The organism is Lunatimonas sp., from assembly GCF_020832325.1.
GTDB lineage: Bacteria > Bacteroidota > Bacteroidia > Cytophagales > Cyclobacteriaceae > Lunatimonas.
Window position 1 is genome coordinate 24,527 of the sequence record NZ_JAFIEU010000003.1, and the last position, 17,967, is coordinate 42,493.

Here is a 17,967-nt window from a genome sequence, read left to right on the forward strand (position 1 = left end):
GGTACCCCGCGTTTTCAATTCGCCTGCAATGGCCTACTCTTCCTCAAAGGCTTTTGAAATGGTTTCCTCGGTATCTTTCAGCTTTTGTTTGCAGTTCTTTACAAGTGTGCTTGCTTCTTTGACCATGGCGGCAAGCTCATCTATCCCGCGGTCGTCCTGCTCTAACTGGAAGATGATTTCCTCTATCCGCTTCATCGCTTGGTCGTAGCTAAAGGGCTCCTGATTTTCCATGGGTTTCTATTTCGTTGATGATGGATTTGATACGTTTGGTCAGGGAGATGGTCGTGATTTCTTCGCCGACCTGTAGGTTTTGCGATTGAATCGGTTTTCCGTTCTTTTCCGTACGGGTGTATCCTTTGGCCAACAGGGTGTTGGGGTCCAGACGGAGCAGGTGCTTCTCGGAGTGATTCAGTAGCAGCCTCGCTTTTTCCAAGCGGCGTTCCGTTAGTTTCCGTACTTCCTTACCGAAGATCTGAACAGATACATGCTGAAGTTTCAGACGGTGCTTGGCATGGTTGCTAATCCGGCTGCTGATCCGGTTTTGGATTTCCCTCTGAAGTTGGATGCGATTGGCTGCTGTAAGGCGCAAACGGTGATCGAAATCCCTTAGCGCTCGTTCTTCTTGCTGGACGGAGTTTAGGCAACCCCGTTCCAATCGGGTCAGGCAAAGGTTTAGGTTTTCCTCAAATGCTTTGAATCCGGCTAGAATAAAGGAGGCAACCGCGGTGGGTGTTTTTAGTTTGGTATGGGCTACCAGGTCTGCCACGCACTCATCCCGCTCGTGACCGATACCGGTTACCACGGGTAGCGCAGATTCAGCGATGGCCTTTGCCAGGAGATAGTCGTCAAAGCTATCCATGTCGGTTTGGGCACCGCCTCCTCGGATGATAACCACCAAGTCAAACGGGTGCATGGATATACGCTCTTCAATTTGCCGGAGGGCAGCCATGATAGAGGAAGGTGTGTCTTTTCCCTGCATGGTAGCTTGGAAAAGGGTATAGTGGACTCGGTACCTTTCGGGGTTGCTTTCCAGTTGATTGACAAAATCACCGTAACCGGCAGCCGTTTGCGAGCTGATCACAGCTACCCGCTGGGGGACGGTCGGCAGCTCAAACTGTTTGTTGAGGTTTATCAGCCCCTCTTTTGTCAGCCTATCGATTACTTCTTGCCTGCGCTTGGCACGCTCGCCGATCGTATAGGTGGGATCTACATCCTTAACGGTCAGGCTCAAGCCGTACAGTTTGTGAAACTGTACATTGACCAATGCCAGGATTTTCATGCCACTGCGGAGTTTTTCGCCGGTCTGATCTTCAAATCGTTTGCGTATACCTTGATAGGTATAAGACCAGATATTCGCCCTTAATTTGGCAACTAGCTGATCCTGTTCTTTTTCTACCAAATCCAGGTAGACATGTCCTCGAACTGAATCCCGAAATTCTCCGATTTCAGCCGTAACCCAATAGGATGGATCCAAATGTACATCCAGAGTAGACTTAATGATGGCGTTAAGTTTCTGTAGGGAGATGGCCGGTTGCATACGGCAAAGTAATAAAAAATGGAGGAGAGAAGAGGCAACTTTTCGATAAAAATACGGCCATTGGGCCTAAACGGAAAAAACCGGGTGTACACACCGGTTTTAGGATTTTAGTTTTGACGTCCGCCCCGACGTTGTTGCATTTGGTACAGCTGCCGAGTAAAGTCCCGGTTGGCAATGCTGAGCTTAAAGGCCTGGGATGGGCTGATCGCCGAGGTGACTTCCTCCATAAAGGACTTTTCCAGCTTCAGCATATCTTCCTGAACCTTAAATCGCTCTGCCATCAGTTCGCTCGCTTTCGCATCGGAGAGGCTTCCTTCTTCTGCGGATTTGTTGATTTCGTGATTTTTCTTCATCATGGCCATACGTTTGTCGTTGTACTGATTGTACAAGGGCCAGAACTTTTCAGCTTGGTCCGGCGTCAAGCTCAGCCGGTTGGTGATAAAAGCCACTCTCGCAGCCTCTAACTTTTCTCGGTCAGCTCCCCGTTCGTTGCGTTGTGCCATGACGGGAACAGTCATCAAGGCAATGAAGCTCAATAGGATGATTTTTTTAACTAGCATGCATCAGTAAATTTCGTTGTCAAATAATTCTTCTTCCTCACTTAGGTCCATCAGTCCCCATTCTTCTGCGAGTAGGAGATCCAGCAATTCGTTTGGATTGTCGCTCAGAGACAGGATATCGTCTTCATTCCAGTAACCTGCCTGAATATACAGCTCCATGGTCTCATCTAAACTACTTTGGAAGTTCGGGTCTTCACCGGTCGTGGGGTTGAAAACAGCCAAAATCAAGCCAACCAGTAAGATGGCAGCAGCAGATAAGCCAGTGAGCCAGATTTGCTTGGTCTTCTCCGTCTTGTACCTACTCAGCGTTGCTTGGGGCAGGTTTTCGAAATACCCCTCCGGCGTGCGGAAGATGTCTTTTTTTGGGATGTTTTGCATCATACGTTTGTTAGACCGATAAATTGACTAAAGGTTTATTCGACCTTCAAATGTTGTTCAATTTTTTTTGCGGCATGGTGGTAACTGGCTTTCAGCGCACCCACCGATGTGTCGGTGATTTTGCTGATTTCTTCGTAGCTTACGTCTTCGTAGTACCGAAGGTTAAATATCAACCGTTGTTTTTCCGGTAAGGCAAGGATGGCTTTTTGCAGGATACGCTGAATTTCATCTCCATCTATGAGTGGGGAGGATTCCAAGTAGTTTTCCATCACTTCGTGATGATCTTCAATGGGAAAAAAGAAGCGCTTTTTCTTTTTCTCCAGAAAGTTTAGGCTTTCATTTACCGCTATGCGGTAAATCCAGGTGAACAGCGTCGACTTGCCGCTAAACTTATCAATATTTTTAAATGCCTTGATGAACGTGTTTTGTGCCACATCGTCAGCATCCTCATGGATCACCAGCATTTTTCGCGTCAATCCATATACCCGCTTTTGAAAGGCTTCCATCAAATGCTGAAAACCCTTGTCCCTGGTTTTGGGATTTTTGATCAACGCCAAAATTTCATCATCACTTTTAGGCACCATGTGGAGGTTAGACTGGTTATAGGGGCAAAGGTTTAATCGGTTGAGACAGCTAACTGATCGGCTGAAACGAAACTGGCTTCACATACCCAATCAAACGGTGTTCCCACGGAGAAATTCTTCCACCGACATCCTGCGCTTTCCTTCTGCCTGTAGGGAAAGGATGGCCAATGCACCCTGGCCGGTTTGAAAATGCAGGTAGCTTTTATTGTCAGAAACGTAGGATCCGGGTTCCAGTCCTTCCAAAGGTTCATCGAGGGGTTTTGAAGCAAAGATTTTACAGGACTTACCATTTAATAGGGTCCAGGCGGCAGGGTATGGGGAAAGTCCTCGAATCAGGTTGTGGATGTCTATAGAAGATTTGCTCCAGTCTATTTGGCAGGTTTCTTTGAATAACTTGGGCGCATGATTAACCGGTGAGGAATCGTCCTGAGGTTGGGGAGTTACCGTTCCTTCCGCAATATCCCGGACGGTCTGTACTACCAGTTTGGCTCCTCGGTGCATAAGGCGCTCGTAGAGTGTTCCGGCGTTGTCTTCTTCGTATATGGGCTCCCGCTCCTGACGGATGATGTTGCCGGTATCGATTTCGTGTTGGAGAAAGAACGTGGTGATGCCCGTTTCTTTTTCTCCGTTGATGATGGCCCAGTTGATGGGAGCAGCACCCCGGTAGTTGGGTAGTAGGGATGCATGTAGGTTAAAGGTTCCCATCGGCGGCATGCTCCATACGGACTCCGGGAGCATGCGAAAGGCCACGACCACCTGCAAGTCAGCCCGAAATTCCCGGAGTGTTTCCTGAAACTCCGGGGATTTTAGGTTGGTGGGCTGTAGGATGGGGATTCCGTGTTTTTGGGCACAATCTTTTACAGGAGATGAACCCAGTTTTTTTCCACGTCCCTGGGGTTTATCCGGCGCGGTGATTACGGCAACCACATTCCATCCTTCTTGGATAAGTAGTTCCAGTGCGGGAACGGCAAACTCTGGCGTTCCCATGTACACAATGCGGAGGTCTTTCGGCATGGTTTAGGGGTAAATCAAGTACTTTTGGCGGGTGGCCTGGTAGCTAGCAAGCCCTGCTTGCCATGATTTTTTGATTTCTGCTTCGGTCTTTCCAGCTAAAATATCCTTTCTAAGCTGGTCTGTTCCGGCCAGTTTATCGAAAAAGCTAGTGAAAAACTTTTCTTTTTTCCCCGATTTGCCATAGGCGTCCAAGAGGTGTTTTAGGGTAAATCGATGGGTAAGGGGTTCGTTTCGTAGGTCCTTGCCATAGCATAGCTTGTCCTGTTGGGGTGGGTTTTTGGACATACCAGGGATGCTTACCGGGGTAAAGGTGAACTCCCCAAACGAGGGGTCCGGGTAGCCGTACACCTGAAAGGGGTAGTGGGTTCCTCTTCCCAAGCTGACATCGGTGCCTTCGAAAAAGCACAAGGAGGGATACAATCGGATGGCTACGTCGTTGGGAAGGTTGGGAGAGGGTTTTACCGGCAAAGCGTAGGGCATGTGATGGTGCCAATTGGCTACTTCGACCACGGTAAGGTTTGCTTTTACACCTTTTTCCAGCCAGCCTTCTCCGTTGATCATTTTTGCCAGCTCCCCCACGGTGAGACCATGCACAATGGGAATGGGGTGCATCCCTACAAAGCTCGTGTAACCCGGTTGTAGAATAGGTCCATCTATGTAGTCCCCGTTTGGATTGGGTCGGTCCATCACCAAGAGGGGCTTTCCCTGCTCGGCACAGGCTTCCATCAGATAGTGCAGTGTACTGATGTAGGTATAAAATCGGATTCCCACATCCTGAATGTCAAATATCACGACATCCACATCGGACAGGGCTTCTTTCGAGGGCTTTTTCGATGCACCGTACAGAGATACCAAGGATAAACCGGTTTTTTTGTCGATTTCATTTTGTACAATTTCACCGGCATCCGCATCTCCCCGAAAGCCGTGTTCCGGAACAAATACTTTTTTTACGTTCACACCCTCCTGTAGCAGGAAGTCCACCAGGTGTTGGTTGTCCCGCGAGGTCAGCACGCTGGTCTGATTAACCGCCAAGGCCACCCTTTTTCCTGCTATCAGTGGAAGGTATGCCTCTGGTCGGTCGGCGGCAGGAAGAATCGTGGCATCAGCTTGGACTGCTTCGGTTTTTTGTGATTCTGAGTCAGAAACACCCTTGCTTTGACAATGGGTGAGGTTACCGAACAAAATTGCCGCGAGAAGTATTATCTTTAGGTGCTTCATTGTAATTTGCGTTTCTTCTAACAAAATAAACGATCTCATTGAACCTTTCCTACTTCATTGCTAAAAGAATTAGTTTTAAACGAACCGGCGGATTTACCGGCACGATTCATCGAATAGCTGTCGCGAGTATAGCGATTGGCTTAGCGATTATGATCATTTCGTTTATGATCTTGGGAGGGTTTCAATCGGTGATTTCTGAGAAGGTCTTTTCGTTTACCGGACACTACCAGATACACCGCTTTGTGATGTCCAAATCATTGGAGGAATCGCCTACTAGCAAGGATAGCTATTTTTTTACCGAGTACCCTAATCACGATTACATACGCCACGTGCAGAGTTACGCGACCAAGCCAGGTCTGCTAAAGGGTGACGAAGAGGTGGAGGGGGTTATTCTTAAAGGCGTTGGTCCAGATTTTGACACCCTGACCTTTTCGACTTCTTTGGTGAAAGGTCGGTTCATCCAGTTCCCGGAGGAGGGTGTGGCCTCCAACGAAATTATCCTGAGCACCAAGATAGCTAGGAAGCTTCTGTTGGATGTGGGGGAGCGGATCACGATGTATTTCGTACAGGATCCCCCGAGGTTCCGAAGGTTTGAGGTGGTGGGGTTGTACGAAACGTTTTTGGAGGATTTTGACGATAAGGTTATTTTAGGTGACATTCAAACGATACGTGTGCTGAATGACTGGGAATCGGACGAGGTAGGAGGATTTGAGGTGTTTGTGGACAACAAAGCCCATATAGATCGGTATGCGATGCAGCTTTACGACCTAATGGATTATGACCTAAAACTGGTGAAGGCTACCGACAAGTACCTGCAGATCTTTGACTGGTTGGAGCTACTCAATAATAATGTCTATGTTTTTCTGGGGCTGATCCTGTTCGTCGCCGCTTTCAATATGGTATCCATCCTCTTTATTTTGATCATGGAGCGAACCCAAATGATTGGCATTCTCAAAGCGTTGGGGGCCAAGAATCATCAGATCCGAAGGATATTCGTTTGGAATGGCTTACGAATCATCGGACGGGGGATGTTGATCGGAAACCTGATCGGCTTCGGGTTTGGATATATTCAGGATAAGACCCGTTTAATCACCCTGGATCCGGAAAGTTATTACATGTCTTTTGTGCCGGTATTTTGGGATTGGCCGATGTTTTTGGGACTTAACCTGCTGATTTTGGTCATTACCACCTCGGTACTCTTTATTCCTGCCATGATCATCGCCAATGTGAATCCCATAAAGTCCATACGGTTTGATTAAGAGGAAGCCAACCATCGAGCGTCTCTAGGTAACTACGCCTGAAAGCTAAAGCCAAAAAACTAGTTAGTTTATCGTATTGGTTACTTGGATAAAGGCTTTGGGAGGCCGGATGCTACGCATTGGCAGGTTGATAGCCTCTGAAAAAACTCTTTATTTTCATGTAAATTACGCCAAAGATAGCCTCGCGAAAGATATGCTTGGACATTTTGGAGGTTCCTTTGGTTCTATCGGTAAAGATGATAGGTATTTCCTTTACCCGGAAGCCAAGCTTCCAGGCGGTAAACTTCATTTCTATCTGAAACGCGTAGCCGATAAATTTGATTTTTTCCAAATCTATCGCTCTAAGGACTTCTTGCCGGTAGCAGACAAACCCAGCCGTGGTGTCGCGGATGGGAATTCCCGTGATGAATTGCACGTATTTGCTCGCAAAAAAAGACATGAGGACCCTACCCATGGGCCAATTGACCACATTGACTCCTGTGATGTACCTAGACCCAATAGCCATGTCGCAACCGCCGTTGGCACAGGCTTCATAGAGTCTGGGAATATCCGCAGGGTTGTGCGAAAAGTCCGCATCCATTTCAAAAATATAGTCGTAATTTCGGGCGAGTGCATACTGAAACCCCTCGATATAGGCAGTTCCTAAGCCAAGCTTCCCTTCCCGTTGCAACAGAAACAGACGTTCTGAGAAGGTTTTCTGTTCTTTCTTTACTTGTTGGGCGGTTCCGTCGGGGGACTGATCGTCGATGACTAGCAGGTGATAGTTTCCCTCTAGGCCCATGACTGCATGGATCATTTCCGAGATGTTTTCGATCTCGTTATAGGTAGGAATTATGACCAGTTTGTCGCTTTTCATAGGGAAATAAACGACAAAAATAGTGTTTAACCCGGGGGATTCAAGACGAAAGGCAGTTAAAATATGCAAACTTCGTCCAAAACAACACGGAAGGAAAGTCGTAGTTGGAACACACTGCCTCTATTCTTGGGGAAATTAAACACCTTACAGTTGCTTAAATGGATTGATCAGGGGTTTACCGAGTGACGGGATTTCGATTTCAAATCGCTGACCATCCCGAAGGCTGATGCCGTCTGCAAAGCTCAACACAGAGGTCCCGAAGTAATGCACATGAACGTCTCCCGGCTGACGGAAAAGTTCATACTTAAAATGATGGTGTTCCAGGTTTTGGATATTATGACTCATATTGGCTTCTCCGGTCAGAAACTCCTTTTCCCAGATCGTCCGGGTACCCTCTTTTACGCTACAGGTCCCTACGAGATGCTTGGGTAGTTCACCTATCAAAATCTCCGGGCCGTAAGAACATGGGCGCAGTTTGGAATGGGCGAGGTAGAGGTAGTTGATCTTTTCCATTTTGTGGTCTGAAAACTCATTACCTACTGCAAATCCAACCCGAAAGGGAGTTCCATCCGGTCTATTGACATAAATCCCGACGATCTCCGGTTCCTCGCCGCCGTCCAGCGCAAATGCCGGAGCTTGCAGCGGTTGACCCGGCGCTACAACCATCAGGCCATTGCCCTTGTAAAACCATTCCGGTTGTACTCCAGGTATTTCACCCTGCATTTTTCCTCCTTCCAGACCCATTCGAACCATCTTCATGGAGTCCGTCAGTTCATCGGGATCCGTCAGCTGAAGTTTTTGATGCATGCTGTCCCGGGAGGTGGCGCTACCCAAGTGGGTAAGCCCGGTACCGGTGACCCATGTATGGTACGGATCCGGGTGGGAGAGTGGCACTTCCAGGCGATTGTTGGCTAGCAGGGTTTCGTAGTCTTCCGAAGCATCTGCGATCATTTCCTCTACAAGGTGTTCCAATGACTTACCGGTATCAAAATGCGTTTGAACCAGCGCGTATAGGGATGCTATACCCTCCAGTAATTGTATCCGCTCTCCGGATACGCGCCCTACGCGGGTGAGGTTGGATTCGTCTCTGAATTGGATCAGTCTCATAGGTTTAGGGTTTCGTAGGTTTTTGGAGTCAGTTTCCGTCTACAAAGTGCTGATGAATCTCAAACAGGTTTGGGTTAGCCGGGTTTACCCGAATGCGTACCGCATGCATATCCCGATCACCGAAGGTCTGAACCTGGGTGAAGTTGGTAATCACTTTTCGCTGGGCATCCACCAAGGGTTTGTCCACCATGAATTTGTGAAAATCTCCATAAAGTAATAGCACGGGTTTTTCAAATGTGGATACCCGCTCCCGTAGGAGGTTTACAAAGGATAAATGGCCGTTGGTATCCTCCTGGCTTGGGTAGTTAAGGCCTGCGTGGATGGCTAGGACGATTCCACTGTGGTTTTGTTCGATGGCCGAGTCAAACACCCTGTTCAGCCAGAATAGAGAAGCCATTTCCCGTTCGTAGAACTCGTCGTTTAGCGCCAAGCTATCCAGTTTTAGGTTATTATTGGAACCCACCACGTGGATCGTTGCAAAGGAAATACGGTCCTTGTCCCACATGGCATTTTCGACAAACTTCTCAAAGCCCTCGTAGGTGTTTTGGGTATGCAGTGGTTGGGGATTCTTTCCTTGGCTTTTGCCATCGGAAAAGAACAGTTGGCGAAGTTTGTCCAGGCGTTCCTCCGGATCGTATTCGCCACATGCCGGTCGGTGGCAATCGGTCCATTCGTTGTCGCCGGGCGTATACATCAGTGGCTGTTCGAAATCGCTAAAGTACCCCCTGATCTGCTCAAAATACTCGTCGGTACATGGGGTGCTACCGGATTTGATATCTCCCACGTGGATCGTAAATGCAGGGCCGTAGTCGTTGATGGCCTGAACCATTTGTTCGAATCTGGAAAAATCCTCCGGAAGGTGGTAAGGGACATCTCCTATCACCATAAACTCAAACGAACCCTGCTCGGAGGGCATACAGGAGCTTAAATAGAGGGCAATACCGACTAGCAAGGAAAGTAGGCTCGATTTCATGTGTCTATTGAATGGAATTTAAAATTACGGGTTTTTTTGAAAAATGAGGGGATGTAGGGGGTAAAAGGGTTGAGATACGAGGAAAAGAGAAAGGTGAAAAATTATTTTACGCCAAAGTTTTTATTACCCTATAAAAACTGTTAGGTTTGTGGGGTTTAAAAAAATATGCGGGGTTATCCTCAATCTCGTAGCATTTATGTCATTTATCCAATAATTTGGTGGCTTCGTTTCTGGCTATGTATTTTTCTGAAATCATTACCATTTTGTTGGTGATTGCCTTGGTGGTTGTCCTGTATAAGGACTACCTCCGTGCTGCTTTTGCCTTCTTGATCACCGCTTTTGTGTTTCTGATTCTACAGATCATTCGGCCGGAGGAGTTTTTGGCTGGTTTGGCCAATAAACAGATCATGGTAATTTTTTTGCTTATCGGGTTGACAGCCGGGATACAGCGCAATATTGGAACTGGTTTTTTCTTCCGGCTATTCAGTCAAAAGTTAGGCCCAGGAGCGTTTAGGATTCGGATGATGGTGTTAGTAAGCAGTCTATCTGCGGTGTTGAACAATACGCCAGTGGTAGCTTTTATGATACCTTATGTGAAGGAATGGGCGGCGGTTAATAAGTACCCTGCATCTAAGTTTTTGATTCCGTTATCTTACTCCACCATTTTGGGTGGCATGATTACCGTAATCGGAACGTCGACCAATCTGGTGCTTAATGGGCTTATCAGCCAATACAACCTACCGATACTCGGTTTTGCGGACTTTTTGTTTTTAGGGCTATTGGTGACTGTAGTTGGCGTAATTTATCTGGGATTCTTTTCCCATTACCTGCTGCCTGACCGAGAGGAAAACAAAAGCGAAGTCATTCAGCATTTGAACGAATACGTGGTGGAGACCTATGTTCCGGATGGATCGAAGATGGCCGGTAAGACCGTCAAAGAGGCTGGTTTACGGAACCTAAAGGAGATTTTTTTGGCGGAGATATCGAGGGATGGACAGGAAATTTCCCCTGTTTCACCCAAAGAGGTATTGCGGGCCGGGGATAAGCTATTTTTCACTGGGAATACCAAGGCAATCTTAACGCTAATCCAAGAGGAAAATGGGCTGACATTGCCGGAAGAGAGCCATGTAACTCAGAATGCATTTTTTCAACTCACGGAGGCGGTAGTTCCGGCATCCTCTTCGTTGATCGGGGAAAAGGTGAAGAACAGTGATTTCCGTAAGCGGTATCAGGCATCCATCATTTCCATCCATCGAAACGGAGAAATCATCAAGGGAAACATTGGTGAGACCCGTTTACAGGCAGGGGATCTGCTGTTGATGTTGACTGGAAAAAACAGCCTACAAAGTGATCAGCCCAAAGATTTGATCATCATCACGCTTCAGGGCGAAATACAGCCCGAACGAAAGAAGGGCAAGAAATTACCTAGCCTATTGGCCATTGTAATTTTGATATTGGGCATTGTAGGTGTAATGGATTTGTTCATGGCGGCTTTTACGGGCATTATTATTTTATATGTTTTTAAAGTATTAAATTTGGCGACCCTACGGAAATCCGTAGACCTTGACTTGCTTTTGATTTTGGTAAGCTCTTTGGCGATCGGTACGGCGTTGAAAAATTCAGGGGCAGCTAATTTACTAGCTGAGGGAATTTTGTGGCTTACCAACGGATCAGGGGGGATGCTATCATTGGTGGTTTTGTTTGTTCTCACGCTGTTGCTTACCAGCTTGATCACAAATGCGGCGGCGGTTTCCATTATGTTTCCGTTGGCGTTGGAGATGGGTACCCAATTGGGGTTACCCCTGACACCTTTCTTTGTCACCATTGCCTTTGCCGCTTCCGGAGATTTCATGACACCCATTGGCTATCAAACGAATCTAATGGTCATGGGGCCGGGAAATTACAAGTTCAAAGATTATTTCAAGGTGGGTCTGCCTTTGACGATATTGTATTCGGCTACGGTGCTGCTTTTTGTCCGTTGGTACTACGGGATAGGTTGAGAATAAGGAAGAAATTATAAATAACGAATCGGAATATGCAGGAAGACATCCATCCTACTGAATTTAAAGTATCCCAGGCCGCTCGGATTCAGGCACTCGGCCAGCATCCCCGTTTGCTTTGGTTTACGGGGTTGTCCGGTTCGGGCAAATCCACACTAGCCAACGGCGTGGAGTTTGCACTGCATCAACAGGGTTTTCATACCTATCTACTAGATGGAGACAACATACGTACTGGCCTAAACAAGGACCTTACCTTTTCGGACAGCGACCGGGTTGAAAATATCCGCAGAATTGGCGAGGTAAGCAGGCTGATGTTGGACGCCGGATTGATTGTGCTTTCCGCGTTTATTTCGCCGTTTATTTCCGATAGAGGAATTATCAAAAACCTAGTAGGCCCAGAAAATTTCCTCGAGGTTTTTGTGGATTGTCCGTTGGAGGTATGTGAACAGCGGGATGTGAAGGGGCTGTATCAAAAAGCACGCAAGGGGTTGATCAAAGACTTTACGGGGATAGGATCTCCTTATGAGGCACCCCTGAACCCGTTTATGGTCATTAAAACAGCGGAAGACCGGCTAGAGGATTCAATTAAAAATATCGTACAGGCTATACAGCCAAAAATCAATCGTTAATATGGGACAATATTATTTATCGCATTTAAAGGAACTGGAAGCAGAGGCCATTTTCGTCATTCGGGAGGTTGTTTCCCAGTTTGAAAAGCAGGCATTGCTATTTTCCGGGGGAAAGGACAGTATCGTTTTGGCCCATTTATCCAAAAAGGCATTTTATCCTTCGCGTATCCCTTTTCCGTTGATCCACATAGATACGGGTCACAATTTCCCGGAAACCATCGAGTTTCGGGATTCGCTCGTAGCGAGCTTGGGTGTGCAGTTGATTGTCGGCTCGGTGCAGGAGAGTATAGACAAAGGCAGGGTACGGGAAGAGACAGGCGTAAACGCCAGCAGAAATGCTTTGCAAACCGTCACCTTATTAGATACCCTGGAAGCGCATAAAATCGACGCAGCTATGGGCGGTGCCCGGCGGGATGAGGAGAAAGCCAGGGCAAAGGAACGTTTCTTTTCCCATAGGGACGAATTTGGGCAGTGGGATCCCAAAAATCAGCGTCCAGAGTTATGGAATCTTTTTAATGGCCGCAAGCACATGGGGGAACATTTCCGTGTGTTTCCTATTTCCAACTGGACGGAGATGGATGTTTGGCAGTATATCCAATATGAGAATATTCCCCTTCCTTCGCTATATTTTTCCCATCAGCGTGAATGCGTTGTCCGGGATGGGGTGATTTTGGCCAATTCGGAATTTATCAAAGTGCAACCACACGAAGAGGTGAGGACGATGACCGTGCGCTACCGAACCTGCGGGGATATGCCGATTACCGGTGCAGTGGAGTCGGAGGCAGATGACCTACATAAGATCATTGAGGAAGTAGCCACCACCCGTACTACCGAAAGGGGAACACGGGCAGACGACAAGCGCGGGGAAACGGCAATGGAGGATCGCAAAAAGAGCGGGTATTTCTAGCCCGTGCTAAGGATAAGAAAATCGGGTGGTTTGGCCTACAAGGGCCGCTCCTTTCCAAAAGGTAATAGGCTTATTCTTTTGACAGTTCTTTAAATAATGATAGACTAATGGCAATTCAAGAAAACAATCAGATATTAAGATTCACCACAGCCGGATCAGTGGATGACGGAAAGAGCACATTGATCGGGCGCTTATTATACGACTCCAAATCGATTTTTGAAGATCAGATAGAGGCAGTCAAATCATCCAGCCAGAAGAAAGGTTTTGATTACGTTGATTTGTCTCTTCTCACAGACGGACTAAAGTCAGAGCGGGAACAGGGGATCACCATCGATGTCGCTTACAGGTACTTTGCCACTCCCAAGCGAAAATTTATCATCGCTGATACGCCGGGCCACATCCAGTACACCCGTAATATGGTAACCGGTGCATCTACGGCAAACCTAGCCATCATTTTGGTAGACGCGCGAAAGGGTTTGCTCGAGCAAACCTTCAGGCACTCGTTTATCGCCTCTTTGCTTAAAATCCCTCATGTCATTGTATGCATCAATAAGATGGATTTGGTGGATTACAGCGAAGAGGTGTACGAAAAGATCGTCAAGGATTACAAGGCATTTTCCAGTAAGATGGACATCAAAGATGTTCAGTTTGTGCCTATATCCGCGCTGAACGGTGACAATGTGGTGGATCGGTCCAAAAATATGCTTTGGTATGAGGGCTCCACGCTACTTTACCTATTGGAGCATGTGCACATTGCCTCAGACCTCAACCACATTGACTGCAGGTTTCCGGTTCAAATGGTAATCCGTCCCCATACCTTAGAGCATCAGGATTTCCGAGGCTATGCAGGCAGAATTGAGGGAGGTATCTTTAAGCCCGGTGATGAGGTGAAGGTGCTCCCGTCCGGTTTTACGTCGAAGATAAAGACTATAGAGCTGAACGGCGAACAAATACAGGAGGCCTTTGCACCGATGTCTGTCACCATCACCCTAGCGGATGAAATCGACATCAGCCGAGGAGACATGCTCGTCCGGCCGAATAACGTCCCGCAAGTAGGTCAGGACTTGGAAGTGATGCTTTGCTGGATGAACCAACGTCCTTTGCAAGGAAGGACGAAGTTTATTTTGAGGCATACCACGCAGGAGTGTCAGGCTATGGTTAAAGATATACAGTATCGTGTGAACGTAAATACCCTCCACCGTGAAGAGGAGATTTCTGAATTGGGCCTGAATGAAATCGGCAGGGTAAGTATTCGAGCCGCTCAGCCATTATTTTTTGATTCCTACAGAAGAAACAGACAGACGGGTAGCCTTATTCTGGTAGATCCAAATACCAATGAGACCATGGCCGCAGGTATGATAATTTAAAGTCTATATGGAAATCGACCTACAAGCACTTACGGAGGTAGCCAAGCGCGCAGCACATGCAGCCGGAGAAAAAATACTGGAGATATACGAAACGGCAGACGTTGAAATAGCCTACAAGAAGGATGATTCGCCGTTGACGAAGGCTGACCAAGCTGCACACCACGTCATCATGGAGTTTCTTCATGAAACCGGTATCCCGGTATTATCTGAAGAAGGCAAGGACATACCCTACACGGAACGTTCCCAGTGGGACTTTTTTTGGATGGTAGATCCCTTGGATGGAACAAAGGAATTTATCCGAAAAAATGGGGAGTTTACCGTAAATATCGCGCTGATTCATACCGGTCAGCCCATTTTGGGGGTGGTATATGCACCTGTCTTAGATTGGCTGTACTGGGGCAATGGAGCGGATGGAGCTTGGAAGCAAGTGGGAGAGGCCTTACCGGTGAAATTGAACCTACCGGATCGTACCCACGTACAGACGATCGTAGCGAGCCGTTCCCATCTGAACGAGGAGACACAGGCTTTTCTGGATAAGTTTCCTAGTGTAGATGTGATTAGTATGGGGTCATCGCTGAAATTTCTATTGGTTGCTGAGGATAAAGCGCAGGTTTATCCCCGTTTTGCCCCCACGATGGAATGGGATACAGCGGCTGCCCATGGCGTTTTGAAGGCCTTAGGGGCAGAGGTGGTACTAGCCAATGGGACTGAACCCTTGCAGTACAACAAAGAACAGCTTTTGAACCCGTATTTTATTTGCTTTAATACGGGCACCCTGCCTGGATAAATTGGAGTTGGGCTTGGGGCGGTGTAGTTGGAGTTGCGTTATTAGTTAACAAGCATTGTCATTTTTTAATAAAATGAGTTTTGCTGTCCAAAAGATAATAATCAAATCCATCCATACCGTCCCTTTTTTGATGTAAAAAAAGTCAAGTTTTAACCTGGAAGACATCTGTCGGCTTTCACGAATTGCGCCTCGATATCCCTTGGCCTGCGCCAATCCGGTGATTCCCGGCTTTACCACGTGACGTTTCATTAGGTGACGGTGCTCTTTGGAGTATATGTCGTTTAGCAAAAGCGGATGAGGCCGTGGACCGACGATGGACATTTCTCCTTTCAATACATTAAAGATTTGGGGAAGCTCATCGATGCTACTCCTACGCAGTATACGGCCGATGGGGGTGATGCGAGGATCGTTGATGGAGGTTTGACGATAATCTGCTTCTGGATTCAGCCTGAGGGTCCGAAACTTATAACAGTAGAAAGGGATATTGTCCTTTCCGTGTCGTAGCTGTTTGAAAATAACGGGGCCCTTGGAAGTGCTTTTGATGAGCAACCACACGATTGGATAAAGCCATGAAAGCACAAATACCAACAAACCTAGGGAAATGGACACATCCATTATTCGCTTCGAGAGGCTTTCACTGACTCTTGGGGATAACAATAAAGCCGTATTGTCGCTGAAAAATTGGTCCTCTAGGTCTCTACAATATTCTTCCTCTTCTACCCTGGCAAAGACTTTTTGCATAAAACGTTAAAATTTCCTATTAAAACCCCGTAAGATTCAGAATTGTTAAATTATGCTGTATTTTTTGACTTTTCTAAAATGGAATTTAAAGATACGTGGATTTTTGGGATTATTGAAAATTTTGCCTTTAAATTACCTACTAGTACGTAAAAGCTGTAAATGGGTTGGTGAAATTTGCTAATGTGTGGAAAGTTTTTTTCAGAATAAAAGTGGGACAAAAGTTCAATCTGGAAGCAATATGCCATACGTAGGTCAGTAAAAAAAATCTCTGATCAACGTACTTTTCAGATACTTTAATTTTTATTGAAAATTGCGTAAGGAAAAGGTAATGCGTTTTTTAAACTGAGCAAAATGGTTTATTTTTGCGTGCTAGTGGAAACAGCCATTTAGCCGTTTTTTGTAAATTGAAATTTTAAGCATTATTTCGGATACATTTTATTCAATCATAAGGCATTGGGAATGAAAATCAAATCTATTTGTTGTATTGGGGCAGGATACGTCGGAGGTCCTACGATGGCGGTTATTGCGAAGAAGTGCCCCCAGATTAAAGTCACAGTCGTTGATATCAATGAGGCAAGGATCGCTGCTTGGAATGATGAAAACGTAGATAATATACCGGTTTATGAACCGGGGCTTAGCGATGTAGTAGCAGAGGCTAGGGGTAGGAACCTGTTTTTTTCTACGGATGTAGACAAAGCCATCCACGAGGCAGATATGATTTTTATCTCAGTGAATACACCCACAAAAACATACGGGGAGGGCAAGGGATTGGCCGCAGATTTAAAGTGGATAGAACTATGTGCCCGACAGATTGCGAGGGTGTCCACTACAGATAAGATCGTGGTCGAAAAGTCGACGTTGCCCGTTAGGACTGCAAGTACTATCAAGTCAATCTTGGATCATACCGGTAGTGGAGTGAACTTTCAGATTCTATCCAACCCGGAGTTTTTGGCGGAGGGCACTGCTGTGGAAGATTTGATGAAGCCAGATAGGGTATTGATCGGCGGAGACCAGACACCTGAGGGATTGGAAGCTATACAGTCGCTGGTGGATGTGTATGCAGAATGGGTTCCAAAAGACCATATATTAACCACCAATGTATGGTCATCGGAGCTTTCGAAGCTTACAGCCAATGCCTTCTTGGCTCAGCGGGTTTCCTCCATCAACGCACTCTCCGAGCTTTGCGAGCATACGGAGGCAGACATCAATGAGGTAGCCCGTGCGATCGGTTCGGACAGTCGCATTGGACCGAAATTTTTAAAAGCTTCTGTTGGCTTCGGGGGATCTTGTTTCCAAAAGGACATCCTGAATTTGGTGTATATCTCTAGATCATACGGGTTGGATGAAGTTGCAGATTACTGGGAGCAGGTGATTAAGATGAATGATCACCAAAAAAAGAGGTTTGCCAAAAAGATCATCCGTAGTCTTTACAATACTGTTAACGGAAAGAAGATCGCATTGCTAGGTTGGGCCTTCAAGAAGGACACCAACGATACACGGGAGTCTGCTGCCATCTATGTCACAGATCATTTATTATTTGAGCATGCGAATGTCGCTGTGTTCGATCCAAAAGTAAGAGAAGAGCAGGTCTTTGTAGATATGGACTATCTCAACACCCGGTCCTCAGAAGAGAACCGGAAATATATTGACGTAGTGGAGGACCCCTACGAAGCTTGCAAAGGAGCCCATGCGATTGCCATCATGACAGAATGGGACGAGTTCAAGACGTATGACTGGCAACGTATTTATGACAACATGTTGAAGCCCGCCCATGTCTTTGACGGCCGTAATATTTTGGACCGTAAAAAACTTAAGCAAATTGGTTTTCAGGTCTATTCGATTGGTACAGCGGATTAGGTATACTCGTTAGTTTTGGGTACAAAGGAAAGGTCACTTTAGCAAGTGACCTTTTTTTTGCCAATACCATTTTTTACTTCTTTGAACCCGACGTTTTTTTGCGGGAGCACTTTGATTTTTTTCTGTCTACATGATGTCTTATTGTCAAATCAAAAATCCGCGATTTCTCTCTTTATTCAAAATATAGATTTGA

Annotated in this window: 18 protein-coding genes; 7 read left to right on the forward strand and 11 right to left on the reverse strand. The window is 46.6% G+C overall.

Translation table 11 applies throughout. The features are described 5' to 3' along the window. Positions 1-33: 33 nt before the first annotated feature. The 7 genes from xseB to JJU34_RS00885 all read right to left on the reverse strand — a co-directional run bounded on the left by xseB (position 34) and on the right by JJU34_RS00885 (position 5,291). Positions 34-231 (reverse strand): exodeoxyribonuclease VII small subunit, encoded by a 198-nt coding sequence (gene xseB / locus JJU34_RS00855; protein WP_228690419.1) that lies wholly within the window; start codon positions 229-231, stop codon positions 34-36. Then, positions 209-1,537 (reverse strand): exodeoxyribonuclease VII large subunit, encoded by a 1,329-nt coding sequence (gene xseA / locus JJU34_RS00860; protein WP_228690420.1) that lies wholly within the window; start codon positions 1,535-1,537, stop codon positions 209-211. The genes xseB and xseA overlap by 23 nt, the downstream gene beginning before the upstream one ends. A 107-nt stretch (positions 1,538-1,644) precedes the next feature. Next, positions 1,645-2,097, reverse strand: a complete 453-nt coding sequence (locus JJU34_RS00865) for a Spy/CpxP family protein refolding chaperone (RefSeq protein WP_228690421.1) — start codon at positions 2,095-2,097, stop codon at positions 1,645-1,647. A gap of 3 nt (positions 2,098-2,100) precedes the next feature. Beyond that, entirely contained in the window at positions 2,101-2,478 is a 378-nt protein-coding gene (locus JJU34_RS00870) for a hypothetical protein (RefSeq protein WP_228690422.1), read from the reverse strand. 32 nt (positions 2,479-2,510) lie between these two features. Further along, positions 2,511-3,059: an RNA polymerase sigma factor gene (locus JJU34_RS00875; protein ID WP_228690423.1), complete on the reverse strand. Its 549-nt coding sequence runs from the start codon at positions 3,057-3,059 to the stop codon at positions 2,511-2,513. Between the two features lie 90 nt (positions 3,060-3,149). Then, positions 3,150-4,073 carry a methionyl-tRNA formyltransferase gene (gene fmt, locus JJU34_RS00880; RefSeq protein WP_228690424.1) on the reverse strand — a complete coding sequence of 308 codons (924 nt, stop codon included), beginning with the start codon at positions 4,071-4,073 and terminating at the stop codon, positions 3,150-3,152. A 3-nt stretch (positions 4,074-4,076) separates the two neighbouring features. Continuing rightward, positions 4,077-5,291, reverse strand: coding sequence for an exo-beta-N-acetylmuramidase NamZ domain-containing protein (locus JJU34_RS00885; protein ID WP_228690425.1), 1,215 nt, complete (start codon positions 5,289-5,291; stop codon positions 4,077-4,079). Positions 5,292-5,329: 38 nt separating this feature from the next. Between JJU34_RS00885 and JJU34_RS00890 the strand changes: the two genes are divergently transcribed. Continuing rightward, on the forward strand, positions 5,330-6,550 hold the full coding sequence (locus JJU34_RS00890; RefSeq protein WP_228690426.1) for an FtsX-like permease family protein: 1,221 nt from the start codon (positions 5,330-5,332) through the stop codon (positions 6,548-6,550). A 112-nt stretch (positions 6,551-6,662) separates the two neighbouring features. On the opposite strand, the gene JJU34_RS00895 is transcribed toward JJU34_RS00890, so the two are convergent. The 3 genes from JJU34_RS00895 to JJU34_RS00905 all read right to left on the reverse strand — a co-directional run bounded on the left by JJU34_RS00895 (position 6,663) and on the right by JJU34_RS00905 (position 9,486). Further along, positions 6,663-7,406 carry a polyprenol monophosphomannose synthase gene (locus tag JJU34_RS00895; RefSeq protein WP_228690427.1) on the reverse strand — a complete coding sequence of 248 codons (744 nt, stop codon included), beginning with the start codon at positions 7,404-7,406 and terminating at the stop codon, positions 6,663-6,665. A 144-nt stretch (positions 7,407-7,550) separates the two neighbouring features. After that, positions 7,551-8,513 carry an AraD1 family protein gene (gene araD1 / locus JJU34_RS00900; RefSeq protein WP_228690428.1) on the reverse strand — a complete coding sequence of 321 codons (963 nt, stop codon included), beginning with the start codon at positions 8,511-8,513 and terminating at the stop codon, positions 7,551-7,553. Positions 8,514-8,541: 28 nt separating this feature from the next. Then, a complete protein-coding gene (locus JJU34_RS00905) occupies positions 8,542-9,486 on the reverse strand; it encodes a metallophosphoesterase (protein WP_228690429.1) in 945 nt (314 codons plus the stop codon). A 218-nt stretch (positions 9,487-9,704) separates the two neighbouring features. On the opposite strand from JJU34_RS00905, the gene JJU34_RS00910 reads away from it, so the two are divergent. From JJU34_RS00910 to cysQ, 5 genes are all read left to right on the forward strand, one after another. Beyond that, positions 9,705-11,486, forward strand: a complete 1,782-nt coding sequence (locus tag JJU34_RS00910; RefSeq protein ID WP_228690430.1) for an SLC13 family permease — start codon at positions 9,705-9,707, stop codon at positions 11,484-11,486. 35 nt (positions 11,487-11,521) lie between these two features. Continuing rightward, a complete protein-coding gene (cysC, locus tag JJU34_RS00915) occupies positions 11,522-12,115 on the forward strand; it encodes an adenylyl-sulfate kinase (protein WP_228690431.1) in 594 nt (197 codons plus the stop codon). 1 nt (position 12,116) lies between these two features. After that, positions 12,117-13,022: a sulfate adenylyltransferase subunit CysD gene (cysD, locus tag JJU34_RS00920; RefSeq protein WP_228690432.1), complete on the forward strand. Its 906-nt coding sequence runs from the start codon at positions 12,117-12,119 to the stop codon at positions 13,020-13,022. 107 nt (positions 13,023-13,129) lie between these two features. Continuing rightward, a complete protein-coding gene (cysN, locus tag JJU34_RS00925) occupies positions 13,130-14,389 on the forward strand; it encodes a sulfate adenylyltransferase subunit CysN (RefSeq protein ID WP_228690433.1) in 1,260 nt (419 codons plus the stop codon). Between the two features lie 7 nt (positions 14,390-14,396). Then, positions 14,397-15,176 carry a 3'(2'),5'-bisphosphate nucleotidase CysQ gene (gene cysQ, locus JJU34_RS00930; protein WP_228690434.1) on the forward strand — a complete coding sequence of 260 codons (780 nt, stop codon included), beginning with the start codon at positions 14,397-14,399 and terminating at the stop codon, positions 15,174-15,176. A gap of 45 nt (positions 15,177-15,221) precedes the next feature. Here the strand turns inward: cysQ and JJU34_RS00935 are convergent, their stop codons facing one another. Continuing rightward, positions 15,222-15,917, reverse strand: a complete 696-nt coding sequence (locus tag JJU34_RS00935) for a sugar transferase (protein WP_228690435.1) — start codon at positions 15,915-15,917, stop codon at positions 15,222-15,224. Between the two features lie 459 nt (positions 15,918-16,376). Here JJU34_RS00935 and JJU34_RS00940 point away from each other — a divergent pair, with 459 nt between their 5' ends. Then, entirely contained in the window at positions 16,377-17,774 is a 1,398-nt protein-coding gene (locus JJU34_RS00940) for a UDP-glucose 6-dehydrogenase (RefSeq protein ID WP_228690436.1), read from the forward strand. Positions 17,775-17,967: the final 193 nt, after the last annotated feature.